The organism is Natrarchaeobius chitinivorans (genome assembly GCF_003841505.1).
GTDB classification, from domain to species: domain Archaea; phylum Halobacteriota; class Halobacteria; order Halobacteriales; family Natrialbaceae; genus Natrarchaeobius; species Natrarchaeobius chitinivorans.
Map to the genome: position 1 here is coordinate 25,812 of NZ_REGA01000025.1, position 25,615 is coordinate 51,426.

Annotated in this window: 27 protein-coding genes and 2 tRNA genes; 19 read left to right on the forward strand and 10 right to left on the reverse strand. The window is 62.5% G+C overall.

Going from position 1 to position 25,615, the window contains the following annotated elements:
* Positions 1-15 precede the first annotated feature (15 nt).
* The 7 genes from EA473_RS20100 to leuD all read left to right on the forward strand — a co-directional run bounded on the left by EA473_RS20100 (position 16) and on the right by leuD (position 7,417).
* The gene (locus EA473_RS20100) at positions 16-1,224 is read left to right on the forward strand and encodes a LeuA family protein (protein ID WP_243645328.1); all 1,209 of its coding nucleotides are present in this window, start codon (positions 16-18) and stop codon (positions 1,222-1,224) included.
* 320 nt (positions 1,225-1,544) lie between these two features.
* Positions 1,545-3,350, forward strand: a complete 1,806-nt coding sequence (gene ilvB / locus EA473_RS20105) for a biosynthetic-type acetolactate synthase large subunit (RefSeq protein ID WP_124197411.1) — start codon at positions 1,545-1,547, stop codon at positions 3,348-3,350.
* Entirely contained in the window at positions 3,347-4,018 is a 672-nt protein-coding gene (gene ilvN, locus EA473_RS20110) for an acetolactate synthase small subunit (RefSeq protein ID WP_124197412.1), read from the forward strand. The genes ilvB and ilvN overlap by 4 nt, the downstream gene beginning before the upstream one ends.
* The gene (gene ilvC / locus EA473_RS20115) at positions 4,011-5,069 is read left to right on the forward strand and encodes a ketol-acid reductoisomerase (RefSeq protein WP_124197413.1); all 1,059 of its coding nucleotides are present in this window, start codon (positions 4,011-4,013) and stop codon (positions 5,067-5,069) included. Before ilvN ends, ilvC begins: the two co-directional genes overlap by 8 nt.
* Positions 5,070-5,079: 10 nt before the next feature.
* Entirely contained in the window at positions 5,080-5,361 is a 282-nt protein-coding gene (locus tag EA473_RS20120; protein WP_124197414.1) for a hypothetical protein, read from the forward strand.
* Positions 5,358-6,779 (forward strand): 3-isopropylmalate dehydratase large subunit, encoded by a 1,422-nt coding sequence (gene leuC / locus EA473_RS20125; protein ID WP_124197415.1) that lies wholly within the window; start codon positions 5,358-5,360, stop codon positions 6,777-6,779. Before EA473_RS20120 ends, leuC begins: the two co-directional genes overlap by 4 nt.
* Positions 6,776-7,417 (forward strand): 3-isopropylmalate dehydratase small subunit, encoded by a 642-nt coding sequence (gene leuD / locus EA473_RS20130; RefSeq protein WP_124197416.1) that lies wholly within the window; start codon positions 6,776-6,778, stop codon positions 7,415-7,417. Before leuC ends, leuD begins: the two co-directional genes overlap by 4 nt.
* A gap of 176 nt (positions 7,418-7,593) precedes the next feature.
* Here leuD and EA473_RS20135 read toward each other — a convergent pair whose 3' ends face one another.
* Entirely contained in the window at positions 7,594-8,058 is a 465-nt protein-coding gene (locus EA473_RS20135) for a DUF7311 family protein (protein WP_124197417.1), read from the reverse strand.
* Between the two features lie 425 nt (positions 8,059-8,483).
* Here EA473_RS20135 and EA473_RS20140 point away from each other — a divergent pair, with 425 nt between their 5' ends.
* Complete coding sequence (locus tag EA473_RS20140; RefSeq protein ID WP_124197418.1) at positions 8,484-8,981, forward strand: DUF7382 domain-containing protein; 498 nt, start codon at positions 8,484-8,486, stop codon at positions 8,979-8,981.
* Positions 8,982-9,009: 28 nt separating this feature from the next.
* Here EA473_RS20140 and EA473_RS20145 read toward each other — a convergent pair whose 3' ends face one another.
* Entirely contained in the window at positions 9,010-9,285 is a 276-nt protein-coding gene (locus EA473_RS20145; RefSeq protein WP_124197419.1) for a PadR family transcriptional regulator, read from the reverse strand.
* Between the two features lie 340 nt (positions 9,286-9,625).
* Complete coding sequence (locus EA473_RS20150) at positions 9,626-9,820, reverse strand: cold-shock protein (protein ID WP_006087767.1); 195 nt, start codon at positions 9,818-9,820, stop codon at positions 9,626-9,628.
* Between the two features lie 447 nt (positions 9,821-10,267).
* Between EA473_RS20150 and EA473_RS20155 the strand changes: the two genes are divergently transcribed.
* The 3 genes from EA473_RS20155 (at position 10,268) to EA473_RS20165 (ending at position 13,067) form a co-directional block, all read left to right on the forward strand.
* Positions 10,268-10,984 carry a queuosine precursor transporter gene (locus tag EA473_RS20155; protein ID WP_124197420.1) on the forward strand — a complete coding sequence of 239 codons (717 nt, stop codon included), beginning with the start codon at positions 10,268-10,270 and terminating at the stop codon, positions 10,982-10,984.
* 124 nt (positions 10,985-11,108) lie between these two features.
* Complete coding sequence (locus EA473_RS20160; protein ID WP_124197421.1) at positions 11,109-12,206, forward strand: aminopeptidase; 1,098 nt, start codon at positions 11,109-11,111, stop codon at positions 12,204-12,206.
* 246 nt (positions 12,207-12,452) lie between these two features.
* The gene (locus EA473_RS20165; protein WP_124197422.1) at positions 12,453-13,067 is read left to right on the forward strand and encodes a DUF309 domain-containing protein; all 615 of its coding nucleotides are present in this window, start codon (positions 12,453-12,455) and stop codon (positions 13,065-13,067) included.
* A gap of 108 nt (positions 13,068-13,175) precedes the next feature.
* On the opposite strand, the gene azf is transcribed toward EA473_RS20165, so the two are convergent.
* Positions 13,176-13,919 carry an NAD-dependent glucose-6-phosphate dehydrogenase Azf gene (gene azf, locus EA473_RS20170; protein WP_124197423.1) on the reverse strand — a complete coding sequence of 248 codons (744 nt, stop codon included), beginning with the start codon at positions 13,917-13,919 and terminating at the stop codon, positions 13,176-13,178.
* Between the two features lie 84 nt (positions 13,920-14,003).
* Between azf and EA473_RS20175 the strand changes: the two genes are divergently transcribed.
* Both EA473_RS20175 and EA473_RS20180 read left to right on the forward strand, forming a co-directional pair.
* Entirely contained in the window at positions 14,004-14,384 is a 381-nt protein-coding gene (locus EA473_RS20175) for a dihydroneopterin aldolase family protein (protein ID WP_124197424.1), read from the forward strand.
* A gap of 292 nt (positions 14,385-14,676) precedes the next feature.
* Positions 14,677-15,117, forward strand: coding sequence for a DUF5790 family protein (locus EA473_RS20180; protein ID WP_124197425.1), 441 nt, complete (start codon positions 14,677-14,679; stop codon positions 15,115-15,117).
* A 30-nt stretch (positions 15,118-15,147) separates the two neighbouring features.
* Here the strand turns inward: EA473_RS20180 and EA473_RS20185 are convergent, their stop codons facing one another.
* Complete coding sequence (locus EA473_RS20185; RefSeq protein ID WP_124197426.1) at positions 15,148-15,885, reverse strand: creatininase family protein; 738 nt, start codon at positions 15,883-15,885, stop codon at positions 15,148-15,150.
* Between the two features lie 107 nt (positions 15,886-15,992).
* On the opposite strand from EA473_RS20185, the gene EA473_RS20190 reads away from it, so the two are divergent.
* On the forward strand, positions 15,993-16,955 hold the full coding sequence (locus EA473_RS20190; protein WP_124197427.1) for a phosphatase PAP2 family protein: 963 nt from the start codon (positions 15,993-15,995) through the stop codon (positions 16,953-16,955).
* Between the two features lie 57 nt (positions 16,956-17,012).
* Positions 17,013-17,354, forward strand: a complete 342-nt coding sequence (locus tag EA473_RS20195; RefSeq protein WP_124197428.1) for a DUF5789 family protein — start codon at positions 17,013-17,015, stop codon at positions 17,352-17,354.
* Positions 17,355-17,528: 174 nt separating this feature from the next.
* On the opposite strand, the gene EA473_RS20200 is transcribed toward EA473_RS20195, so the two are convergent.
* Positions 17,529-19,526, reverse strand: coding sequence for an ABC transporter ATP-binding protein (locus EA473_RS20200; RefSeq protein WP_124197429.1), 1,998 nt, complete (start codon positions 19,524-19,526; stop codon positions 17,529-17,531).
* A 68-nt stretch (positions 19,527-19,594) separates the two neighbouring features.
* Positions 19,595-20,086: a DUF192 domain-containing protein gene (locus EA473_RS20205; RefSeq protein ID WP_124197430.1), complete on the reverse strand. Its 492-nt coding sequence runs from the start codon at positions 20,084-20,086 to the stop codon at positions 19,595-19,597.
* Between the two features lie 60 nt (positions 20,087-20,146).
* Here EA473_RS20205 and EA473_RS20210 point away from each other — a divergent pair.
* Positions 20,147-20,220, forward strand: a tRNA-Val gene (locus EA473_RS20210).
* Positions 20,221-20,660: 440 nt separating this feature from the next.
* Here the strand turns inward: EA473_RS20210 and EA473_RS20215 are convergent.
* Positions 20,661-21,107 (reverse strand): DUF7344 domain-containing protein, encoded by a 447-nt coding sequence (locus tag EA473_RS20215; RefSeq protein ID WP_124197431.1) that lies wholly within the window; start codon positions 21,105-21,107, stop codon positions 20,661-20,663.
* A gap of 213 nt (positions 21,108-21,320) precedes the next feature.
* On the opposite strand from EA473_RS20215, the gene EA473_RS20220 reads away from it, so the two are divergent.
* Positions 21,321-21,394, forward strand: a tRNA-Phe gene (locus tag EA473_RS20220).
* 507 nt (positions 21,395-21,901) lie between these two features.
* Here EA473_RS20220 and EA473_RS22455 read toward each other — a convergent pair.
* Entirely contained in the window at positions 21,902-22,831 is a 930-nt protein-coding gene (locus EA473_RS22455) for a hypothetical protein (RefSeq protein ID WP_165875347.1), read from the reverse strand.
* Between the two features lie 1,025 nt (positions 22,832-23,856).
* Positions 23,857-24,606, reverse strand: a complete 750-nt coding sequence (locus tag EA473_RS20235) for a type IV pilin N-terminal domain-containing protein (RefSeq protein WP_124197433.1) — start codon at positions 24,604-24,606, stop codon at positions 23,857-23,859.
* A gap of 269 nt (positions 24,607-24,875) precedes the next feature.
* On the opposite strand from EA473_RS20235, the gene EA473_RS20240 reads away from it, so the two are divergent.
* Positions 24,876-25,382 (forward strand): DedA family protein, encoded by a 507-nt coding sequence (locus tag EA473_RS20240; protein ID WP_124197434.1) that lies wholly within the window; start codon positions 24,876-24,878, stop codon positions 25,380-25,382.
* Between the two features lie 56 nt (positions 25,383-25,438).
* Positions 25,439-25,615 (forward strand): helix-turn-helix domain-containing protein (locus tag EA473_RS23295; protein ID WP_133306930.1); only part of this gene is annotated, 177 nt, incomplete at its 3' end.

Consider the following 25,615-nt stretch of genomic DNA (forward strand, 5'->3'; position numbering starts at 1 on the left):
CAGACAGCTCATCCTCTGATACCAATCAGGGGGGTCGAGTTCTTCCAGGGCACGTTAGATTCCACTGACGAAATAGAGTCAGCACGTGTCTTCGATACCACCCTCCGGGACGGCGAACAGTCGCCCGGAACGTCGTTCTCGTACGACGACAAACGGCAGATCGCTTCGATTCTGGATGAGATGGGAACCCACGTCATAGAGGCTGGTTTCCCCGTCAACTCCGACGCGGAGTTCGAAGCCGTTCGTGACATCGCTTCCTCGACGTCGACGACCACCTGCGGGTTGGCCCGCGTCGTCGACGCGGACATCGAAGCCGCACTCGACTCCGAGGTCGAGATGGTACACACGTTCGTGAGTACCAGCGACGTCCAGATCGAGGATTCGATGCACGCCACGCGAGACGAGGTCGTACAGCGCGCAGTCGAGTCGGTCGAGCGCATCAAAGCGGCGGGGGCGACGTGTATGTTCTCGCCGATGGACGCGACGCGAACCGACGAAGCGTTCCTGATCGACGTGATCGAGGCGGTCACCGAGGCGGGAACCGACTGGATCAACATTCCCGACACCTGTGGGGTCGCCACCCCTGGTCGGTTCCGGGCCATGATCGAGAAGGTTCGTGCCCACACGGACGCGCGGATCGACGTCCACACGCACGACGACTTCGGGCTGGCCACCGCTAACGCGCTCGCTGGCATCGAGGCCGGTGCCGATCAGGCCCAGGTTTCGGTCAACTCGATCGGCGAGCGCGCCGGCAACGCCGCCTACGAGGAGTTCGTGATGGCCGTCGAGTCGCTCTACCAGTGTGACACCGGTATCGATACGACGCGAATCATCGAACTCTCGGAGATCGTCGAGGAGAAAAGCGGGATGCCGACGCCGGGCAACAAACCCATCGTCGGCGACAACGCCTTCTCCCACGAGAGCGGCATCCACGCCGCCGGCGTCATCGAGAACTCTGATACCTTCGAACCCGGCGTCATGACCCCCGAGATGGTCGGCGCGGAGCGGCGACTGGTCATGGGCAAACACACCGGCACCCACTCGGTCCGGGAGCGTCTGCTCGAGTGCGGGTTCGACCCAACGGCCAAGCAGGTCAAGGCGGTGACCCGGCGCGTCAAAGACTACGGCGCGGAGAAACGTCGGGTCACGGTCGACGACCTGGAACGGTTCGCCGAGGAAGCCGGCGTCGAACGCACGCACGAACAGGAGGAGGTGCGCATCTAAACGATGTCCTCCCCGTTTGCCACCGTTCGCGAGCACCGGCTACGGCGCTCGAGATCGTGCGCGGAGACTCACAAAAGTTATATCCCTCGAGGGAGCTACGATACTAACGATGACTCGACGCGCTCGTCAGTCCGTTCACACGGTCGACACCGGCGCGTTCGCTTCGATTCGTATTGTAGGGGCGGCCTAGCCCCTTACTCCTTATCCCGTCGATCCGGTTTCACGTTCGCACCGTTTTCAGAGCGACCAGTCAAACAGCAGATGACACCACACCGAACACCGCGACCAACGGACCGCCACACGGCGGTGGGAGATAATCGATGAGCGAACGCGCAGCACCGATTACCTCGACCGAAGAACAGCACGACGACCACGAGCCGGCGGCCGACGAGCCACCGGCGACCGACGGCGAAGCGGGGTCGGAGACGACGCCGACCCCCGTCACGACGGGTGCCGAAGCGGTCGTTCGAGCCCTCGAGAACGCGGGCGTCGAGTACGCCTTCGGCGTGCAGGGCGGTGCGATCATGCCCGTCTACGACGCCCTCTACGATTCGGACATCTACCACATCACGATGGCCCACGAGCAGGGGGCGGCTCACGCGGCCGACGCCTACGGCATCGTCTCGGGCGAGCCGGGCATCTGTCTCGCGACGTCGGGGCCGGGTGCGACGAACCTCGTCACCGGTATCGCCGACGCCGACATGGACTCCGACCCCATGCTCGCGCTGACGGGACAGGTTCCGACCGAGTTCGTCGGCAACGACGCCTTCCAGGAGACCGACACGGTCGGCGTCACCACGCCGGTGACGAAGGACAACACCTTCTCCGCGGACGCCGACCGCGTCGGGACCGACGTGAGCGAAGCGTTCGCGCTCGCCCGCGAAGGGCGGCCCGGGCCGACGCTGGTCGACCTGCCCAAAGACGTCACGAACGCCGACACCGACCGCGAACCCGACGAGCCGCGCGTGCCCGACACCTACGAGGTTCAGGAACGGGCCGACCCGGAGACCGTCGCGGCCGCGGCCGAGCGGATCGAGAACGCGAACCGACCCGCGCTGTTGCTCGGCGGCGGCGTCATCAAAGGCGAGGCAAGCGACGTCTGTCGCGAGTTCGCTATCGAACACGAGATCCCGGTCATCACGACGATGCCCGCGATCGGCGCGTTCCCGGAAGACCACGAACTCGCCATGGAGATGGCGGGCATGCACGGCACCGGCTACGCCAACATGGCGATCACCCACTGCGATACGCTGATCGCGATCGGCACCCGGTTCGACGACCGCCTGACCGGCGGCATCGAGACCTTCGCGCCCGACGCGGAGGTCATCCACGTCGACATCGATCCCGCCGAAATCTCGAAGAACATCCACGCGGATTACCCGCTGGTCGGCGACGCCGGAACGGTCGTCGAACAACTGGCCGAGGCCGTCGAATCGTCGCCGCAGGCGACCAAGTGGCGCGCCCAGTGCCAGCAGTGGAAGTCCGACTACTCGATGGCCTACGAGGCTCCCGAGGACGAACCCGTCCGACCGGAGTTCGTCGTGGAGGCGTTAGACGAGGCCACGAGCGATCGAGCCATCGTGACCACCGGCGTCGGCCAACACCAGATGTGGGCCTGCCAGTACTGGACGTTCACCGAGCCCCGGACGTGGGTCTCGAGTCACGGCCTCGGAACGATGGGGTACGGGCTGCCCGCCGCCATCGGCGCGCGGGTCGCCGCCGACGACGACCAGGAGGTCGTCTGCATCGACGGCGACGGCTCGTTCCTGATGACCTTACAGGGGCTGTCCGTGGCCGTCCGCGAGGACCTCGACATCACCGTCGCCGTGCTCAACAACGAGTACATCGGCATGGTCCGGCAGTGGCAAGACGCCTTCTTCGAGGGTCGCCACTCCGCGTCGGACTACGGCTGGATGCCCGAGTTCGACAAACTCGCCGAGGCCTTCGGCGCAGAAGGGTTCCGGATCGACGACTACGACGAGGTCGCCGACACCATCGCCGACGCGATCGCCTACGACGGGCCGTCCGTGATCGACGTCCACATCGATCCGCAGGCGAACGTCTACCCGATGGTGCCAAGCGGTGGCGACAACGGTCAGTTCGCACTGACGGAGGACCAGCTATGAGTGGAGGACTCGAGGGACCGCCGCCGGAGGAGCGCCCGACGCCGGAAGGACGGCGCAACAAACAGGGGATCCGCATCGACCCCGAGGTCGAGGCGACCCACGAACCGCGACGCACCGTCATCTCCGCGCTGGTCGAACACGAACCGGGCGTGCTCGCCGAGGTTTCGGGACTGTTCTCGAGACGGCAGTTCAACATCGAGAGCCTGACGGTCGGTCCCACCACCGACGACGACCGCGCGCGGATCACGATGGTCGTCGAAGAGCCCGATCCCGGAATCGACCAGGTCAAAAAACAGCTTCGCAAGCTGATTCCGGTGATCTCCGTGCGCGAACTCGCGCCCGACGCGATGCGCCGGGAGCTGGCGCTCGTGAAAGTCGACGCCGAACGACCCGACCAGGTCGCCGCCGTCGCGGACATGTACGGCGCAAAGACCGTCGACTCGAGCCCGGAGACGGCGACGTTCGAGATAACGGGCGCGCGACAGAAGATCGACGCGGCGATCGAGACGTTCGGCCAGTTCGGGATCCGCGAAATCTCGCGAACCGGTACGACGGCGCTCGCGCGCGGAACCGACGAGACGGCGGGGTCCGGCCCCGCAACCGAGGTATCGTCCGCCGAAACGGCGAACCAGACCAACGCATATACGCAGACACCTACCGATGACTGACGAATTCACCACCGACATCTACTACGACGACGACGTCGACGAATCGTACCTCGCAAACACCACGGTCGCCGTACTCGGCTACGGCAGCCAGGGCCACGCCCACGCGCTCAACCTGCACGAAAGCGGCGTCGACGTGGTCGTTGGCCTCCGTGAGGACTCCTCCTCGCGTGCGGCCGCGAAAGAAGACGGACTCGAGGTCGCGACGCCGGTCGAGGCCGCAGCGCGGGCCGAGGTCGTCTCGGTGCTGGTTCCGGACACGGTCCAGCCCGCGGTGTACGAACAGATCGAACCCGAACTCGAGGAGGGCAATACGCTGCAGTTTGCCCACGGCTTTAACATCCACTACAACCAGATCCAGCCGCCCGAGCACGTCGACGTGACGATGATCGCGCCGAAGTCGCCGGGTCACCTCGTCCGTCGTAACTACGAGAATGACGAGGGAACGCCCGGACTGCTCGCGATCTATCAGGACTACACGGGCGACGCGAGAGAGCGAGCGCTGGCCTACGGCAAAGGAATCGGCTGCACTCGCGCCGGCGTCGTCGAGACGACGTTCAAAGAGGAGACCGAGACCGACATCTTCGGCGAGCAGGCCGTCCTCTGTGGCGGTATCGCCGAACTCATCAAGGTCGGCTACGAGACGCTCGTCGACGCGGGCTACAGCCCCGAGATGGCCTACTTCGAGTGCATGAACGAGATGAAACTCATCGTCGACCTCATGTACGAGGGCGGACTCGGCGCGATGTGGGACTCCGTCTCCGACACCGCCGAGTACGGCGGTCTCACTCGCGGCGACGACGTGATCGACGATCACGTCCGCGACAACATGGAAGAGGTGCTCGAGCAGGTTCAAAACGGCGAGTTCGCGACGGAGTGGATCGCGGAGAACCAGGCGAACCGACCGGTTTACACCCAGCTCAACCAGGCCGAGAAGGATCACGATATCGAACAGGTCGGCGAGCGACTGCGCGCCCTGTTCGCCTGGGAGGAGGGCGCACAGGAGACCGAAACGGACGACGAGGAGCGCACACGCGTTCAGGCGAAAGAGTAACACGAAAACGATGACACGAAAGACGGACACCGAGAACGACGAACGGACGATGGCAAACGTCAGCCACACGAACCCGTACACCGGGCGGTCGGCCGGACAGCTGTTCAACCGCGGGCCGATCGTGGCCGCAGACGGCGGTGAACGGGCCGCGGGTGACCGGTCTACGGAGACCGACGCGGACGAGGACTCGACACGGACGATGAAAGGCGTCGATCACACGCCGCCGAACGAGGCCGACGACGCGAACCGCGTCTTCGAACGCGGCCGACGGCCGGTAGGGGACGACGAATGAGCGAGGGGACGCTGTACGACAAGGTCTGGGATCGCCACAAGGTGACCGAACTCCCGACCGGACAGGACCAGTTGTTCGTCGGTCTCCACCTCATTCACGAGGTGACCAGCCCGCAGGCGTTCGGCATGCTGCGCGAGCGCGACCTCGAGGTCGCCTACCCCGAACTGACCCACGCGACCGTCGACCACATCGTTCCGACGGCCGACCAGTCCCGACCCTACGAGGAGGACGCGGCCGAAGAGATGATGTCCGAACTCGAGGAGAACGTCCGCGAGGCCGGCATCGACTTCTCCGATCCGACCTCCGGCGACCAGGGGATCGTCCACGTCATCGGCCCCGAGCAGGGGCTGACCCAGCCCGGCAAAACGATCGTCTGTGGCGACTCGCATACGAGTACCCACGGCGCGTTCGGCGCGCTCGCGTTCGGGATCGGCACCAGCCAGATCCGGGACGTGCTCGCGACGGGCACGCTCGCCTTCGAGAAACAGAAGGTCCGCAAGATCGAAGTCGACGGCGAACTGGGCGAAGGCGTCGAGGCGAAAGACGTCATCCTCGAGATCATCCGTCGACTCGGCACCGAGGGCGGCGTCGGCTACGTCTACGAGTACGCCGGCTCCGCCATCGAGGACCTCGGCATGGAGGGTCGGATGTCGATCTGTAACATGTCGATCGAGGGCGGCGCTCGTGCGGGCTACGTCAACCCCGACGAGACCACCTACGAGTGGCTCGAGGAGACCGACTACTTCCAGGAGAACCCCGAGAAGTTCGACGAGCTCAAACCCTACTGGGAGTCCATCCGCTCGGACGACGACGCGGCGTACGACGACGTCGTCACGATCGACGCCGACGAACTCGAGCCGGTCGTCACCTGGGGAACGACTCCCGGTCAGGGGATCGGCATCACTGAGGAGATTCCGGCACCCGACGAACTTCCCGAGGACAAGCGAGACACCGCTCGACGCGCCCAGGAGCACATGCGCGTCGAACCCGGCGAGACGATGGACGGCTACGAGATCGACGTCACCTTCCTCGGCTCCTGTACGAACGCCCGCATGCCCGACCTCCGTCGAGCGGCGGCGATCGTCGAGGGTCGCCAGGTCCACGACGACGTCCGCGCGCTCGTCGTTCCCGGCAGCCAGCGTGTCCAGGAGGCCGCCGAGGAGGAAGGTTTGAAAGACGTCTTCGAGGAGGCCGGCTTCGAGTGGCGCAACGCCGGCTGTTCGATGTGTCTCGGCATGAACGAAGACCAGCTCGAGGGCGACGAGGCCTGCGCGTCGTCGTCGAACCGGAACTTCGTCGGCCGACAGGGATCGAAAGACGGACGGACCGTCCTGATGAACCCGCAGATGGTGGCCGCGGCGGCGATCGCGGGCGAAGTCACGGACGTTCGCGACCTAACGGAGGTGCAGACGGTATGAGTGGAAACGAAGTAGACATTCCCGAGGTCGACTCCGCGTCGGGATCGGGGATTCCGATTCGCGGCAACGACATCGACACGGACCAGATCATTCCAGCGCGGTTCATGAAGGTCGTCACCTTCGACGGACTGGGGGAGTTCGCGTTCTTCGACCTCCGGTTCGACGAGAACGACGACCTCAAGGAGCATCCGATGAACGAGGAACGGTTCCAGGATTCGTCGGTAATGGTCGTCAACAGCAACTTCGGCTGTGGCTCCTCGCGCGAGCACGCACCCCAGGCGCTGATGCGCTGGGGAATCGACGCGCTCATCGGCGAGAGCTTCGCCGAGATTTTCGCGGGTAACTGCCTGGCGCTCGGCATCCCGACCGTCACCGCCGACAGCGAGACGATCGAGGAACTGCAGGACTGGGTCGAGGCGAACCCCGACGGAGAGATCGAGATCGACGTCGAGGCCGAAACCGTCACCTACGGTGGACAGACAATCGACGTCACCGTCGACGAAGCCCAGCGCAAGGCGCTCGTCGAAGGCGTCTGGGACACGACGGCGCTGATGAAGTCCAACGCGGGCGAAGTCCGCAAGAAGGCCCAGGAACTGCCGTACGTTGGGGACGACCAGATCCCCGACCCAGCAGACTGATATCCGACGGCGATCACCGACTGGTCGGCATCGATCGTACCGACCGGCGTCGGCGTCTCGTCCGCCTCTCCTGTTCAGACACGACTCGAGGCCAGCGAGCGTTTTGGTGACCGAATTCGAGTCGTGCGAGCGCCGGTGGGCAATATGCGAGCGTATGGGCGTCGATGTGCAATAGATCAGTTTCGAGTGACGACGACGACCTCGGTCCCGGCTGGATCCTCGGCGAGCTGGAAGAGAAGCTCGACGTCCGTCCCGGTTCCACCGAGGTCGACCGACCGGTTTTCCGACGGCGTCGCGTAGACTATCGGGGCGTCGATTACGAACGTTCGCGGACTGGTTCCCTCGAGGGAAACGGTGACGACGCTCGCATACGCGCCCGCCCGCTCGATCTCGAAGCGCTCGATCGGTGTCGTCGTCACCGAATCCGTCGGAAGCGTCACCGTTACGATCCGCTGGGGTGGCGGGTGTCCATCTGGCGGGAGGTCCTCGTGTGCGACGAGCGACGTGGCTGCGCGGTCGATCGCAGCGACGTCGCGGTCGACCGTGTGCTCGCTCTTGACGGTCGCGCCGTGTTCGATCGCGGGGACGGACAGAGAAACGAGGGCGACCGCCAGCAAAACGGCGAGAACGTATCGGATCATCGAAACCGGGGCCGGACGAGCGAACTGATAGGGATTATCGTAGCCTCCCGGAGGTCTCGAAACCGGGCCTTCGACACTGCGTCTCGGTTCTTCAGCGGGAAACTATGAACTCCTACGATAATCCCTATGAGATCCTCCGACCGATCCTCCCTCGACGACCGCGCCGTTTTTGCCCCAGTTCCGAGCGATCTTCGAGACCCGTCATCGATCGACAGTTCCCGGTCGACGGAGTCGCCAGTGGCCTCGATCCGTCTCGTCAGCGCCGCGAGTCGCTGCTCGTGCGTTTCGATCCACGACTCGAGTGCCTCGATATCGGTCACACGCCCTCTGGTCTCCTCTCAGTATGTAAACCTTCGACCACTCGACTCGTCTTTTCACCTGCTCCCGGTCTAACGTTTAAGTACGGAAAGGAGGCGAGAGGGGGTATGCGTTCAGACGATACCCGGGTCACCCTACGATCCGGCCGCGAGACGCACCGATCCCGATCGTTCGAATCCGACGACCGCGCAATCGAGGGACTTCCGATCCGGCTCGTGATCGCGCTCGTCGTTGGCATCGCCGCCCTCTCGGTCATGATGAACATGCTCGGGGGCGTCGGTGAGTTCGGCGAGACAGAAGTGACTGTCGAGTGGGAGGACGATCACGTCCTTCAGGAGAGCGATCTGGCCGAAACGCTCGCGTTCACGGTCGTCGACGAAGAAGGAAACGCCGTCGAGGACGCAACCGTCATCGTCTCCGCCGGTTCAGCACAGCTAGAGGACCCGGTCCACGTAACCGGCTCGTCCTCGATAACGATTCCCGACGACGCCGAACTCCGTCAGGACCAGGACACAGGAACGCTCGAGGTGGAAATCGTTCCACCGAGTGACAGTAATTACGTCGACAAGCAGACGAACCCGGAGATCGTACTCATCGACGGCTAATCGGTGTGACGGTCAGTGGTTACGATCGCTACGTATCGAGAAACTGTTTCTCCCACTCCCGTCGGTCTTCGATCGCCTGTCGACCTCGATCGCTGATCGCATAATAGTTCGTCCGTCTATCGAGTTGGCCTTTGGTGACGAGTTCTTTGTTGACGAGCGTATCGAGGTTCGGGTAGAGTCGGCCGTGATTGATTTCGGCGCTGTAGTACGTCTCGATGTCTTCTTTGACGTCCTGTCCAGACGGCTGATCGGCTCCTGCAATGACGTACAGGAGGTCTCGCTGGAACCCAGTCAGTTGGTCCATGTTTCACCCATGTGATCACACCATGGGAGTGACTATTTGTTATCTATCGCGTATCTGAACATAGAACCGGTTTCGTTGGGATTACTGGCCTCTCTTACGGAATTTTTGTTAGTAATTACACATCACACTCGACGAGACGAGCCGGTGAGAGTTCGGTATCAGTGGAACCGTCGTCGGATATAGTAACCACTGAACGTCAGTGTACACCTGATCGCACGAGGGCTGTACGATCAGCGTAGAACTAGTTCCAGTCGTAACTATAGAGCACCAGCTCGAGGTCGATTCGTCCGAAGAATGAATGGTCGTATGTGAAACCCGTTACCGAACGTGAGAGGCCGTTTTACAGGCGGGTGACGTTGGTGGCGCGGGGGCCCTTGGGGGCCTGTTCGATGTCGAATTCGATGTCTGTGCCTTCTTCGAGGTCCGGACCGCCAACGTCTTCCATGTGGAAGAAAACGTCATCGTCCGCGTCGTCCGTCGAAATGAAACCGTAACCGCCTGTGTCGTTGAAGAAATCAACGTTTCCTTTCGCCATTGCAACCGTACAAACCGCTGCCACACGTATAACAGTTGTGTTATAACTTTGGTTTCGGATCGTCGATAATTTCCCGTAGAATTTCCGTTACAGGCTCCCTATTCGAAGACCGTGTGTCCGAACGGTTTGTCACGGTAGAGAGAATGGGGATGTCGAACCCGAAGAAGAACTACGTTTCTGGGGGCTGAAGTGCGGTCAGACGGTCGAACAGGCACGATCGGTCCGGGACGAACCCCGGTCGACTGGACCAAGCTCGAATACAGATCCGCTCTCGGCCGTCGATCCGAACTGACCGTGTGTCCGATTTTGTCTGATAGCGAACGTCGAGTCAGTGATCGTGGTAGTCGGACTCGAGGTTCTGAACGGGTATCGTCGAGTATTATCCATGGAATACTCGAGGCGGCTTCGAATAGTATCATTTACGTACACCCGGCGAAATGGAGGAATATGACCTCGACACGAGCGACGCCGACTGTCACGCAGGTGTCGCTGATCGGTTTGTTCGTCGCGGCGCTCGTCACTGCCCAGTTGACCGCTTCGAAGGTTCTCGCCTTCGATCTACCCGCCTCGCTTCCGGTGACCGGGGCCGAACTCGTGTTGCCCGGGGCTGCACTCGCGTACGCCCTGACGTTCGTCGCGAGTGACTGTTACACCGAACTGTACGGCAAACGCGCCGCACAGATCGTCGTCAACGTTGCGTTCGCGCTGAACTTCGTCGTCCTGGCGCTCGTCTGGTCGACGATCGCCGCGCCGGCGGCCGAGGCGAGCGTCGATCCCGCCGCGTTCGAGACGGCACTCGGCGCATCGACCAACGTCGTCCTCGGGAGTCTCTTCGCCTACCTCGTCAGTCAGAACTGGGACGTCTGGATCTTCCACCGGATCCGCGACCACACCGGCGTCGAAAAGCTCTGGCTGCGCAATCTCGTCTCGACCGGGACGAGTCAGGCGATCGACACCGTCATCTTCGTGACGATCGCGTTCGCGCTCGCACCTGCACTCCTCGGCGTCGGTATCGTCCTTCCGGCCGATCAACTCCTCGCACTGATCGTCGGTCAGTACCTGCTGAAACTCGCCATCGCCGTCCTCGATACGCCCGTCGTCTACGCCGTCGTCACGTTCGTTCGCTCGCGCGACGGCGGCACCGTCGCGGAGGCGCCCGCCTGATACGGCCTGCAGTCTGTTCGTCGTGCGACGCGGCCCGTCCTCCATCTCGTCGTCGGTTCGCTGGACCGTCGTGGAGATCGGTTCAGTTGGTACTATACGGTTTCCGTCGTTTGTACGCACAGGCATGGACGAACGTGTACGCGAACACGCCGACGTATTGGTCGACTGGAGTGCCCGCGTCGAGACAGGTGACGACGTCGTCCTCTCGGTCGGGCCCGAAGCGCACGATCTCGCCGTCGCAGTCGCCGAGAAACTCGGCGAGCGCGGAGCCAACCTGCTCGCAACGTACGGCTCCGGGGAAGTTACCCGGGCCTATCTCCGCGCACACGACGACGAGTTCGACGGCGATTCCACACACGAACTCGCACTCTTCGAGGAGGCCGACGCCTACCTCTCGCTCGGCGGCGGCCGGAACACGAGCGCGCTCGCGGACGTCTCGAGTGAAACCCGCAACGCGTATCGTACCGCCAGAACCGAAATCCGGGAAGCGCGCTACGACACGCGCTGGGTCTCGACCGTTCACCCGACTCGCTCGCTCGCCCAGCAGGCCGGCATGGCCTACGCGGAGTACCAGGAGTTCGCCTACGACGCGATCTTGCGCGACTGGGAGTCCCTGGCCGCGGAGATGGCGCGGCTGAAAGACCTTCTCGACGACGGCTGCGAGGTTCGCCTCGTCTCTGGCGGGACGGACCTCACGATGCGAATCGACGACCGCACCGCGGTCAACAGCGCCGCGTCGGTCGCCTACGACTCACACAACCTGCCGAGCGGCGAGGTCTTCACCGCCCCGTCCGCGACCGACGGCGAGGTCACGTTCGACGTGCCGATGACGGTTCGAGGCGAAGCAGTCCGTGGTGTTCGCCTCGAGTTCGATGACGGCGACGTCGTCGACTACGACGCCGAACGGGGTGCGGACGTGATCGGCGACGTTCTCGAAACCGACGACGGTGCACGCAGATTGGGCGAACTGGGGATCGGAATGAACCACGGAATCGATCGCTACACGGATAACATCCTCTTCGACGAGAAGATGGCCGAGACCGTCCACCTGGCGCTCGGGCGGGCGTACGACGCGTGTCTTCCCGACGGCCAATCGGGGAACGAGTCGGCCGTCCACGTCGACCTGATCACCGACGTCGGCGAGGACTCCCGCCTCGAGATAGACGGCGAGGTCGTCCAGCGAGACGGACGGTTCCGCTGGGAGGACGAATTCGACAAGTAAGGACCACCTAACGCAGGGTACGCGGGACCCAACTGATCGAACCGGCTGCATAATTATACGTCTCTCTGCCCTCGAATTCAGTACCGCCCCACCGGTGGCGGCCAGTAACCGGCCGAGGACGCCTGCTCGGCGTCCCGTTCCCCGTTTCCACAGTGTCTGCCCGCCCCGCCGGAGGCGGTACGTATCCGGCCTCCGTATTTCTTCACCGACCGTGATGCTCTCGGTACTCGAGTCCGTACTTCAGGTATGCGAGATCAGCTCCGGGCCGGTATCGCCATCTACAACGACGGCCACTACCACGCCGCCCACGACGCCTGGGAGGCGCGCTGGCTCGACCTCGAGACCGGAACCGACGACGAGCGCTTGCTCCACGGGCTGATCCAGTTCACCGCGGCAGTCTATCACGCCCGCGAACGCAACTGGGAGGGGGCCGTCGGCCTGGCCGAGAGCGCGCTCGAGTACCTCTCGGGACTGCCCGACGGCTACCGGAACCTAGAGCTCGGCCCGGTTCGATCCGCTCTCGAGGTTCTGGCCGCCGATCCCGAGGTGATCGAACGACGACGGCCGCTCTCACTCGAGCACGAGGGGGACGTCCCGACGCTCGCCGACCTCGACTTCGAGCCGACGGCGATCGCGGCGGTCGTCCTCGCCGACGAGTACGGCTACGACGAGGCGGCCGTCGAGCAGGCACGAACCTACGCGCGCCGTGACCTCGAGGCTGGAGCTGACGATAGCCGGTTTATCACGCTTCTGTTCGACTTCGTCCGAGAAGACGACCACCGCGGGATCGTCTTCCAGCGACTCGCGGATCACGTCGACCGGCGTCGGTCGCGCGAAGAAGACGTCGAGGGATTATTTTAGTAGAACGACGGTGCCTCGAGGACAACCCTACGATTTACTGTAACCCATTACCGGCCCGACTGCCGCCCGGGTCGCGGGTGCGCCGGGACATCGGTACAGGAATCCGTCTCAATCGTGGTGGGCGGAGTTGTCCTGTGGGTCGTAATCCAGAACCTCTCGAGCGCGATCGATCGAGTAGTACTTGCGGTCGTTGTCGGAGATGCCGTAGACGATTTCGTAGCCGTAGTCGGCACGAATACATCGGTCGAAGAGGTGTGCACAGTCGCGATAAGAGAGCCACATCGCCTGTCCTCGTTCGTAGTCGATCGGCGGATGGCCCTCGGTGAGGTTACCGATGCGGACGCAGACGACCGAGAGGTCGTGTTCGTCGTGGTAGTAGCGGCCGAGCGTCTCGCCCGCAGCCTTGGAGACTCCGTAGAGGTTCCCCGGGCGAGGGAGTTCGGTTCCGTCGAGGAGGTAATCGTCGTCCGGACGGTACATCTCCGGCGTCCGGTCGTCGGTTTCGTACGCGCCGACGGCGTGGTTCGAGGAGGCGAAAGCGACCCTATCGACGCCCGCGTCGACGGCGGCCTCGAAGACGGTCTGCGTGCCGTCGATGTTGTTCGTAAAGACGCTGTCCCACGGCGCTTCCGCTCGGGGGTCACCGGCGAGGTGGATCACGGCGTCGATTCCGTCCATCGCCTCGCGGACGGCGTCCTCGTCGGTGATGTCGGCGACGACGAACTCCCCCGGCTGTTCTCCCGTCGGCGGATCGCGATCAAGCAACCGCCACTCGTGTTCGTCCGCGAGGTCGCCGAGGATCGCCTCCCCGACGCGTCCCGCAGCCCCCGTGAGCAGGACCGACTGTGCCATTCGTTCGACTCGAGGGAAAGCGTCGATAAGTAACGTACGATTCGGATCGGAACCACCTTCTCGACCGCAACCGACCGCTCTCGTATGACCGACGAAACGGAAGCTACCGACGCCACGACGCCGACGACCGCCGAAGCGGCCTGCTTCGAGGCCGGCATCAAGTTCGGGTCGCTCTATCACCAGTTCGCCGGCACGCCGCTCTCACTCGAGAGCGCCGCGAGCATCGAGACGGCGATCGAAGAAGCGATCGAGAACCAACCTCACTGCACTGACGTGACCGTCACAGTTCAGCGAGACGCCCTCGAGGCCGAACTCGCGGAGGCGACGGCCGAGTACACCGAACTGACGGGGCGCTTTCTCGAGGTCGAAATCGTCCTCGAGTACGACGGCTGTGAGGTCCACACTCGGATGGCGATGGAAGACGGCTATCCCCTGATGCGACTCGAGGAAGTGCGGGGCCGATGACGGTTCGGGATCGGTGAAGAGGATTGCACAGCGGGTTACGGCCGTCGAATTGGGGTCGCGCGCTCGAGTCGACTGTCCTGGCCCGCTCGAGTCGAATGCCTCGACCCGGTCGTCTCGGTCCGCTGTCTCGACTCACTCGTCTCGGTCCGCTCTCGGACAGCATTCGACGCCACGATGCGGGACGTCCTTTTCGAAACTGGACCGCTATTTCGGCAGTGGCGCGTTCCTCGAGACATTTTTCACTTTCACTTTCGGGCGACCTTTTAACCCCGATCCCCTCGAAAGAGCGATCATGAGTCAGGCGACGTTCGGCGACGACGAACTGTTCGGCGAGGCGGCAAACGAGATGCGCGAAGACGTCGAGTCTTCGCTTGCTGCCGGCTGGGACGCGCTTCCTGCGGCAGACGACGTCTGGGAGACGGACGCGGACAACGTCCTCGGGGTCCTCAACGGCCTCAACTCCGCGCTCGACGTCGGCGACGCCGAGGATCACCTCCGGGACGCCAAAAAGTGGTTCACGATGGGCGAACGCGCCGACGCGTTCGAGGACGCCGACGACCTCGAGGCCGAAATCGCCGACCTGGAAGAGGCCATCGAAGATATCTCCGAGGCGAGCGAACAGGTGAGCGATCTCACCTCGACGATCCCGACGCTTCGCGGAACGCTGGAGGATTCGGGAGTCGACGACGCGGACGACGAGGGCGACGACGAAGCCGACGAAGCCGACGAGTAACACTCTCCGGCCGACACACCGGCTTCGTCGCTATCGGTCGTCGGGCCGCGGGACGTTTCGCTCGGCGACCGCCTCGAGCAGCCGTGCGAGAGCGTCGCCGGCTAACTCGAGCAGTTCTTCACCCCGGCGTTCCGTGCCGTCGCTCGGGTCGCCAACGACGCCGTTTTCCGTGAATTCGGCCGAATCGTACGCCAGGTTCGCGTGGCTAACCCACTCGCCCCAGCCGTCTGCAGCGCCGGCTTTCGCCTCGTCGATTCGATCCTCGCGGACGAGATCCGGTTCGCAGTGACGTACGAGTGCGGTCTCGAGCGGACCGCCGTGGCCCATCTCGGCCGAGTGGTCGCCGACGGCCTCGAACCACGTGAACGGAACCGCATACGCCGTTCCGTCGCGGGAGAGGCGACCGCCGACCTCGCGAAGGGCGTCGACGTTGCCGCCGTGGCCGTTGACGACGACGACGCGGTCGAAGCCGTGGTATGCGAGACTCTCGATCGACTCTCGAACGTATCTGCGGAACGTCTCCGGGGACACCCACATCGTTCCGGGGAACTGACGGTGTTCCTCGGCGATACCGACGGGAATCGCCGGGGCGCGGACGACCTCGCGATCGACCCGTTCGACGCCGGCGTCCGCGACCGCGCGTGCGGTCAGCACGTCGGTTCCCAGCGGGGCGTGGGGCCCGTGTTGTTCCGTGCTCCCGACCGGAAGTACGGCGAGATCCGTCTCGAGTTCGGAGACGTCCGTCCACGTCGCCTCGGTGAGATCCATGCGCGAGTACTCCGACCGTGTGGGCATGAAACCGTCGGTCGGTCGAGTTGCCTGACCCTGCACGTGCCGATTCGGTCGTTAACCGGACGCGGAGCGACTTCCGACGCATGGATCGCGGCGAAGCGGTTCTCGAGGCGATTCAGGCGTCCCTTCCGGACTGGCTGCTCGTCGTCGCCGCGCTGGTGACGCGACTCGGCGACGTCTGGGTGCTGATCACGGCCGGTCTCGTCGCGTCCTGGCTTCTCGCCTGGCGCGGCGGGGTGAGCGACCCCGGTCGATCCCGACTCGAGGACGACGCTGCGGGGTCGACCACACCGTCGGCGTCGCGATCCGAACTCGGTGAGGGGCCGTGGATCCTGGGCGTCGTCGTCGGCGGTCTCGCGCTCGTGATCGTACTGAAGTACACGTTCGCTTTGCCGCGACCGACGGCCGTCGCCGCCGTGCCGGACGCGCTTCCGTCGGTACTCGTTTCGTTTTACGTCTCGTCAGTTACCATCGACGGCTACGCTTTCCCGAGCGGTCACGCAGTCGGCGCCACCGTAACCTACGGGTTGCTCGCCACGGCGCTGGGTCTCGGAACCCTTCGATCCCGGCTCGCGGTCGCCGCGGTCGTCGCGGGCGCGGTGGGCCTCTCCCGGCTCGTTCTCGTCGTCCACTACCCGGCTGACGTGGCTGCCGGATTCGCGATCGGTCTCGCCTACCTCGTCGTCGTGCGATCGGTCCTCGAGCGCGTTCCGACCGACCGGACGACGGCGTCGTTTGCGGTCGCGCTCGGGCTGGCGGTCATCGCGCTGGTCGCCAGCGGCCTGTCGGTCCGGTCGATCCAGTACGTCGCACTCGCTACCGGGGGACTCGGCGGGTGGCTCGTCGGCCGCCCCGCTCCCGAGTCGGGAGGAGTCGATCGTGGGTGGGTCGGTCTCTCCGGGGTCGGACTCGTCGGCATCGGCGTCTTCGGCGGGCGACTCGACGTCGTCGCGTCGGCCGCGCTCGTCGGCTCTCTCGCGGTCGTACCTGCGGTCGTGTTTCGTCGGCGATCGCGGAGAACGCACGGCGATCGACCCCCGCGATGACCGCAAGCGGCGTACGCAGGGAGAACCAGTTTCAGGGTTCGCCAACAACCCCCGGATATGACCGACGACCGCGAACTCGGGATCGAACTGGGTGACGTCCGCGAGGCGCTCGAGAGCCGTGAGTACCCGGTCGAGCAGGACGAATTACTCGAGGAACACGGCGACGAGCAACTCGAGATCAGCGAGGAGACGGTGACGCTCGCGGAGCTGCTCGAGCCGCTGAACGAGGACGAGTACGGCTCGTTCGACGAGGTCGAAACCGCGATCATGAACATGGTCGGCGACGCGGCGATCGGCCGCAAAAACTACAGCGACCGGACGCCGCCCGCGGCTGGCGAGGATCGCCAGGACGAAGGCGCGCCGGACCAGGAGGGACAGCGCGAACAGGAGTCGTTCTGAAGTCGGAGTTCGTTCGGGCGGCTGACGGTCGTCGCCGCTGCTACCGCGGCCCTCTCGCGGTCGCACCGGGACACAGTGTTAGCGATCCGTCTCATACGGACTGCTGCAAGTCATTACCGGAGTGACCGCGGGACGGGGTCCGGTCGTTCCAGTACACAGTTACAGCAATCCGTATCAGTCGTCGATGTCGACGTCCACTTCCGTCCGAGCCTGTCGTCGCTGCGCTCGTTCGATGAACTCTTGGGGTAGCTCGTCGATCTCTCCCGCCTGGACGCCCCAGAGATGCGAGTAGAGCCCGTCGTTCTCGAGCAGGTCGCCGTGAGTTCCGCGTTCGACGATGGAGCCGTCCTCGAGGACGAGGATCTGATCTGCGTCCTTGATCGTCGAGAGTCGGTGGGCGATCGCGAACGTGGTCCGGTTCTCGGTCAGATCGTCGATCGAGCGTTGGATGAGCATCTCCGTTTCGGTGTCGACGTCGCTCGTGGCTTCGTCGAGGACGAGGATGTCCGGATCTTTCAGTACGGCACGCGCGATGGCGACGCGCTGGCGCTGGCCGCCCGAGAGCTTTACACCCCGTTCGCCGACCATCGTGTCGTAGCCGTCGGGGAGGTTCTGGATGAACTCGTGGGCTTCCGCGGCTTTCGCCGCCTCGATTATCTCCTCGCGGCTCGCGTCGAACGTTCCGTACGTAACGTTCTCCTCGACGGTTCCGTAGAAGAGAAACGACTGCTGGCCGACGTAGCCCATCGATTGCCGGAGACTCGAGAGCGAGACGTCGCGGACGTCCTGGCCGTCGATCCGTATCGTTCCCCGATCGACGTCGTACAGCCTGAGCAGGAGTTTGAGGACCGTCGACTTGCCGGCACCGGTCGGGCCGACGAGGGCGACGGTTTCGCCGCCGTCGACGTCGAAGGAGACGTCGTCGATGATTCGTTCGGATCCGGAGTCGTCGCGAACGGTCTCGGCTCCGTCCGTCGAATCCGACGAGTCGACGGTATCGTAGCTGAAACTCACCCGATCGTACTCGACTCGTCCCTCTCTCACCTCGAGGTCGTCGGCGTCGTCATCGCGCTCGATCCGCCCCTGTTCGTCCATCAGGCCGAAGATCCGCTCGCTCGAGGCCTCCGCGCGCTGATACATGTTGACGACCTGTCCGAACTGGGCCATCGGCCAGACGAGTTGCTGGGTGTAGAGGATGAACGCGACGAAAATACCCTCCTGAAGCGTTCCGGTAAACGGCCCTGGCCCGCTTCCGGTGAACACCCAGTACCCTCCGATGACGAACGTGAGCACGAACCCGGTACCGGAGATCAACTGCAGTCCCGGAAAGAATTTGATCCGCAACTGGATCGCATCCCAGTTCGTATCGAAGTACTTCTGGGAGACGTCTTCGACCCGACCCGACTCGAACTCCTCGGTGTTCGAGGACTTGATTACCCCGATTCCGCCGAGGTTGTTCTCGAGGCGCGAGTTGACCTTCCCGACCGACGAGCGCACCGCCGCGTACTTGGGTTGGATCTTCATGACGAAGATGTACGTGAAAACGGCGATCAGCGGAACGGGTGCGAGCGAGACGAGCGCGAGCTGGGGATTGAGCCAGAACAGCAAGAGCGTGATGCCGACGACCATCACGACCAACCGGGTCGCGGAGTTCATTCCTTCGTTGAGAAACCGCTCGAGCTGGTTGACGTCGTTCGAGAGTACCGACATCATCTCGCCGGTCTGTTTGTTCGAGAAGAACTCCATGTCGAGTCGTTGCATCTTGTCGTACGTTGCAGTCCGAACGTCGTGCTGGACGTCCTGCGAGAACGCGTTGAACCCCCAGTTTCGGAGCCAGTGAAAGATCGCCCCCAGCGCGAACGATAACGCGATCGCGGTCGCGACGAACCAGAACTGGCCGTCCTCCGTCGTCGGAAGCCACGCCTCGGGGAGAACGACGAGCGGGACCTGCTCGTGAAACGTCGCGTCACCGAAAATCGCGTCGATCGCGACTGCGAGCAACAGCGCCGGGAGCAGATCGAGCGCGCGGGCGAGAACGCTCGAGACGAGCCCGACGCCTACCGAAAACCAGTACGGACGACCGTACTCCCCGAGGAGTCGGCGCATCGGACTCTCTACACGTTCGCGTTGCTCCTCGAAGGGATCGTCTTCGTCCCAGTCGACCCCGGACATTACGTTTCGGTCAGGGACGGTCACCAATAAGGGTTTGCTACGAATCGAAACATATAGCGCGCAGTCAGTTACTCCGAATCGATCACGACCTCGTCACCGACGTCGATCCCCGTTTCGTTCGTGTACCCGCGTGGGACCTCGAGAACCCACTTCGCCTGGCCGGAGTATCGGAGGTCTTCACCGTCCTCGCCGGGTTCCGGGGCGCGTGCGTGCTCGATCGTCGTGACCTCGCGGTCCGCGTCGATGAACACGATGTCGATGTCGAAGTCCATCTCCCGCATGACGTACGTCCGGTCACCCTCACTCGCGTGAACGAACAACATACCCTCGCCGGACTCGAGGGATTCGTGATCGCTCAGGCCCGTGTACCGTTCTTCCACGGTGTCGGCGACTTCGACCTCGACGGTGGCTTTCGGGTCGCCGTCGTCGTCGAGGACGGACACCACCGCTCTATCCTGACTCCATGGCGTGGAGACGACGCCGACCTGAACGAGGAGGAAACCGGTGACGAAGAGGGCAACGACGGCGAGAAGAGCCGTCCAGACGCGCTCATCGACCATGCCACTGGTCCGATGCGAGAAAGTAAAGGTTATTCGGACGGGGCAGTTCTGTTCGAATACGGGCTCGTGGTCTAGCTGGTTATGACGCGGCCTTTACAAGGCCGAGGTCGGTGGTTCGAACCCGCCCGAGCCCATATTTCTGCCGCGAACAACTTCGTGAGCGGCAGAAATCTGTTGTGAGGGCGGGTTCGAATCAGACGGCACCGAGCGAAGCGAGGTGACGGCGTGGTTCGAACCCGCTCGAGCCACTGGTCGCGTCGTTCGAACTCGCTCGAGCCACTGGTCGCGTCGTTCGAACTCGCTCGAGCCACTCTTCCTGCTGGAATTGACATCCACCCGTGGCTGATGCTATAGTAGCCACTGAACGTCATCGCACACCCGATCGCGGGACAGATCGGCGATCGGTATATCAATCGTTTCAGTTGATACTATAACTGTTCCATGTCGGTACCGATGCAACCGCGACCGTCCCGTGTCCCATCGACAATAACGGGCAGTGGTCCGCCTGACACCTCGAGAAATCGGCGCTGTAATCGAAGACTATCAGTCAGGAGCCTGCAGTTGCCGGGAGTAGTCAGTGCTTGAGTCGGGCGACGTTCTCTCGAATCTGGCTGAAAAACCCGTCTCCGGATTCGGATTCGAGAGCCGAGTGGAGTCTCGAGTTCTCCGGTTCGTCGCGGATGACGACGCGGAGATAGGGCTCAAGTTGGTCGTAGTTGTCAGCCAGGACGACGGTGTGGTTGTTCTCGTCGTGATCGACGACGCCGGCGTCTGCGAGTTTCGGGACGTGACACTGGACGGAGGAGACGTAGACGCTCTTGTACTCGTTTTTGGCGACTTCGTCGGGCGGAACGTCGTGTTCCCAGCCGGCGATCCGTTCGGCGAGTTCGGAGAGTTCGATCGGGCCCTCCTGACCTCGCAGTGCGTAGAGCAGATACCGCCGCCGTCGGTTCGCCAGCAACTCCAGTATAGTGTCCGCCGAAAGCTCATGGCCTTCCTGACTCGGGGTAAGGGCACCCATAACAGGATATTACTCGCCGAAGCGGAAAAGGGTGTCTTGAATATCCGATAATCCAACAGGCGGGCGTTTAACGATCGGAATACCGACTGTATTCCCGTCGTTACTAATCACGTATTAGTTTCCGTGGTGATTTCATTCGTAGACGTGTGAACGAGTCGAACACCGCTCTCGATTCGAAATCCTTTTTTATACCATCGACGGAGATAGAGACGCGCCGCCTTAGCTCAGACTGGGAGAGCACTCGACTGAAGATCGAGCTGTCCCCGGTTCAAATCCGGGAGGCGGCATTTCTGCTGCGAGCAACACCGCGAGCAGCAGAAATCCATCCGAGTGGATTTGAACTAGAGAACACGCAGCGCGAGCGAAGCGAGCGACCGTGTTCGCGTGGTTCAAATCCGGGAGGCGGTATGGTTTTTTCACACGATTTCCATTCGAGCGGGAGCACTCGACTGTAGATCAAGCTGTCCCCGTTCTCGTGAGCGAAGCGAGCGACCGTGTTCGCGTTGTTCAAATCCGGAAGGAAACACCCATATTTTCCGTCATCTCGAGATCCACCGAGAGAAATGAAGAAGGAGAGTCAGTGTTCAGCGGCTATTGGTTGCTTCGAGCTGGTTGGGGGACCGGCCGTGTCGGAGAGGCTTGCTTGTCGGCTTCACGTCGGATCGATTGATACGGATTGGTTTCCGAAGTGACTCCGTTCTACCGATACCCCCTGCAACACGTGTTCATGCGGGAACAATGATGGCCAGATGTGGCCGGTTCGAAGCTTGCGATTGCCCGACGGACGATGTCGGTCAACTCGTCCAGTAGGTCATCGGCGGATCCGGCCGACCGACGAAACAGTAGCTGGTGAACCCGTAGTGTTCGATGATCGCTTTGGCATCCTCGGCGTTTTCTTTCTCGTCGAATATGAGGAGGGCACTGCGCCCCGATCGGACTCGCCAGCGATTGCCGCTAATCTCGTCGATGGTCAGGTCCGAGGGGTCGATATTGATGCAGTCCTCGCTTCCTCCGAAGGATCCCGAAGCGGAAGGTGCGTTCCCGTTCTCGAGCCAGTAGGTCATCGGCGGATCCGGCCGACCGACGAAACAGTAGCTGGTGAACCCGTAGTGTTCGATGATCGCTTTGGCATCCTCGGCGTTTTCTTTCTCGTCGAATATGAGGAGGGCACTGCGCCCCGATCGGACCCGCCAGCGATTGCCGCTAATCTCGTCGATGGTCAGGTCCGAGGGGTCGACGTTGATGCAGTCCTCGCTGAACGAAGGTTTGGGTTCGTCGTCATCCTCCTCGTCCGGATCCTTCTCGTCGTTATCGTCCTCCTCAGCCGAATCCGTCTCGTCGTCGTCCTCCTCAACCGGAGCCGTCTCGTCATCATCCTCCTCAGCCGGATCCGTCTCGTCACCGCCGTCAGTGGATCCCAAATCATCGTCAGAATCGTCGTCACCGTGGTCGGCGTGTTCCGTATCATCGTCGGAACCGTCGTCACCGTGGTCGGCGGCTTCCGAATCTTCGCCGGAATCGCCGGTGGACTCGGAGTCACCATCGGAACCGGTGCCGGAACCATCGTCACTACCGGCCCCTTCATCGTCCGAACCGCTGTTGATCGTGATCTCGATGTCATCACCGAGACATCCGGCCAGCGCGGTCGCCCCCGAGGCAGCAACGGCCGCCCGAAGCATCGATCGGCGAGTCGGTTTTCGATCTGATCGGTTACTGTCGGGCATAGCACCCCTCTAAAACGTCTGGTGTCATCGATCCGACCGAGTAAGGTCTCTCGGTGACCACTGATGGAGTCGTCAGACTCATATCTACTCAATAATGTAATGAAATATTAAACCTTCTTTTTTGAGAGGAAGTACAAGTAGTTCAAGAAGCGCGGAAAATGCCGACGTCGGTTCTGTAGAGTCAGTCAGTGAGGTGTGACTGTAGAAGGGAGGATATCGAATTCAGAGGCCGCCTCTCCGAACTCGGAGCTCGGTCTGAAGCGCACCGAGCGAGTCTCCAAACCGAATATTGATCACTCTGACGAGGCCGGCCTGGCTGGTGACCTCATATATTATTCTCCGTATAATAGCTCGTAACAATAACTCGGTTGACATTCTTCGACGACGACGGCCCAACTATAGTAACAACTGGAACTATTTACACACTGATCACACAGCCGTCGTGCGATCAGGTGTGCATTGACTTCCAGTGGCTACTATAGCACGTAAACTCGTCTTCGAACTCAATACGGCCTCATTCGAGTACCGTCACTCCTCATTCCTGGTTTGGCCAGTAGCCGATACCGTTGCTCACGGCTGGCGACGGAAGCCGGGGCACCGACGGTTCTATGGGACTGGTGCTGATTATTTCTACTGTCGCTACTCCGGAGAGTTATATTCGTATCGGACGATACCGCTTCGCTGTCCAGAGCGCCAGGGATTCTCGTCGCCGACTCTGAGCGAGGATTCGAACTCCGAGCGTCGCAGCGCTCGAGCCAGGGCGACCGTGTTCGCGTGGTTCAAATCCGGGAGGCGGTATCTTTTTTGCGAATCTGTGAGGGAGCGCAGCGACCGAACCGTGAGCGAAGAGGATGTATCCGGGAGGCGGTATCTCTCAGCGCGACAACCCTGAACGGAGACTATGGAGTGAGGGAAGTCTGTGCCTCGCAGCGAAAACGTGTCCCTCGAGAACCGGTCCTGGCGTCCAGCCGTTTGCAGCGAGCAAACCCGTGGACAGAGACGTGTGATTCCGGACGGAGACGCCGTTAGACCGCAAATCCGCGGAGTTGTTTGTTCCAGCCGGTTCCGGACTGCCACAGGAGCGTTCCGTTCGTATCGTCGGTGAGTTCTATCGACACCGCATCCCCCCTGGTGACGTCTGCCGTCGAGCCAGCGAGGTCCGCCCAGGAATCGGTGGTCGTCTGGTCGAGTGTCGGCCGTCGAGCATCCTCGCGCTCTGGCCCGTGACAGACGAAGAGATCGGCCGCGTCGACCGGTTCTCCACCGTCGTGAGTGAGGGTAACGGTCGATGTGCTCGATCCAAATTCGGAATCGAAGTCGATTTCGAAACTCGCGTCGGGCGGACTGGCGTCGTCGAAACGACTGGTGGCAGCGTTTTCAGTGGTTCCCACCTTCTCGAAGTGATCTCGTCTCACGCTGACGATCGGCATCTGGTTGTCCCAGGTCGATCGTTTGTTGAGTGAGACGTCAGCGCTCACGCAGTCCCCGAGGTCCAGTCTCTCCATATCGAACTCGTACTCGAGGCCCGTCGTGATCCTGGCGACTCCAGTCGGGTCTTCGAGGAGCAATCCACGAGTCGGGAGCGCAACGATCGTCCCACGAACCGAAATCCGGGGTGCGGTCATGCCCGGTTCGTCGACGAGCGCCATCGCGTCGTCGAACGTGGTCTCCTCCTCGGACGGTTCGCAGTCGGTACTGTCGTCGAGGGCACCGAGACAGCCCGCGAATCCGGTGGTTCCCGTGCCGATCGACGCGAGGACGGTTCGCCGGTCCAAGTCACCATTTCCGACGTATTTCACAAGTACCTTACTAACCGAACATAAGTACAAACGAGGACATCGAAAGTGAAATGACTCCCTTTCCGACTGTCTCGCCAGGGTTCGAACCAGGCGAATCGAGTGCCGACTACAGCGAGGCGGCCGGTGTGGCGGGGTTCGAATTCGGGACGGAGGGGCGGAGTTGCCCTCAGCGCAATTCCAACGGTGGGACTTCTACGGATACGTGACGTTATCCCGTTGGGCTCGAAATAGCTCCTAAACCTCGAATGCTTGACTCGCTCGTCGACGCGGTGTTCGCGTTCCTCCTGTACGCAGGCCCTCCTGCACTGTTCGTGGTATTCGTCTTGAAGGGGGCGTTCGTCGGGAAACCGATCCCCACGACGGTGATCCTGCCCGGATACGTGCTCGCGATCTCCGCGAACCGCGTCGAAACCGCGGGAGTCATCCTCGTCTCGACAATTGGCTACGTTCTCGGCCAGCTTCTCATCTACTACCTCGCGCGCCGCGAGGGCCTGTCGGCGATCCAGTCGTCGCCGCGGATCCACATCCCGTCCGAACGGATCAACCAGTCGGAGCAGTGGCTCGAGCAGTACGGCGGCATCGGCGTGTTCGTCACGAACTTCGTTCCGTATCTTCGCGGGCTGATCTTCGTTCCGGCGGGGATAGCACGCTACCCGGTCGTGCCACTCGTGTTCTGGGCGTTCACGTCGACGGTAATCTATCATACGGTGATCGTCGCCCTCGCGGTTGGGGCAGTGCGGACGATATTCTAGTGCACTTGCAAGCGTCGACTGCTTAGCTTATCTCTTCTGAGCACCTCTCTATAGGGATGGGACGGAAAAAGCACATCGTCAACCTCTCTGACAAGGAACGAAGCGAACTTGAGGCGATTATCTCGACGGGTGAACATAGAGCAGAGGATATCACCCGCGCACGAATCCTGCTAAAGGCTGACGAGGGGCTCACAGATCCCGCGATCTGTGAGCACCTCGATTGTTCGATCTCT